Origin of the sequence: Massilia sp. LXY-6 (genome assembly GCF_051233485.1) — a bacterium.
In the GTDB taxonomy this organism is placed as follows: domain Bacteria; phylum Pseudomonadota; class Gammaproteobacteria; order Burkholderiales; family Burkholderiaceae_D; genus Telluria.
The window spans coordinates 1-597 of sequence record NZ_JBKFGF010000115.1; the positions used below are offsets into that span (position 1 = coordinate 1).

General features: G+C 61.1%; 1 protein-coding gene. It reads right to left on the minus strand.

All coding sequences use genetic code 11. From position 1 onward, the window contains the following. Nucleotides 1-597, minus strand: a 597-nt coding sequence (locus ACI48D_RS26060) for an IS5 family transposase (protein ID WP_435574141.1), incomplete at both ends; no start/stop codon positions are given.

Below are 597 nucleotides of genomic sequence, written 5' to 3' on the forward strand. Positions count from 1 at the left end.
TTGTGGGCTTGCGTGACGTCGGACACGTTGCCCGCCGTGGTCACGAGCGTATGCGTCAGGCCGGATTTGGCATCGACACCGATATGGGCCTTCATACCGAAGAACCAGTTCTTGCCCTTCTTCGACTGATGCATTTCCGGATCGCGTTTTTCGTCGCGGTTTTTGGTCGAGGGAGGCGCTGCGATCAGGGTCGCGTCGACGATGGTTCCCTCGCGCATCATCAAGCCACGGCTGGCCAGATGCCCGTTGATTTCATCGAAGATCCTGCGCGTCAGGTTATGCTTTTCGAGCAGACGGCGGAACTTGAGCAGTGTCGTTGCGTCCGGCGCCGACTCGTGCGTCAGGTCGACGCCGACAAAGCTGCGAATGGCCTGGCTGTCGTAGATCGCATCTTCGATGCCCTCGTCCGACAAGCCAAAGCACTGCTGCGCGATGTACATGCGCAGCATCCGCTCCAGACCGACAGGTGGACGACCGCGCCCTTCGCCCTTCGGGTAATACGGCAGCAGTGCCGCGACCAGCGCCGGCCATGGCGTCACGGCCTCGATCTCGGCCAGAAAACGATCGCGCCGCGTTAGTCTCTTCTTGCCTGCGAAC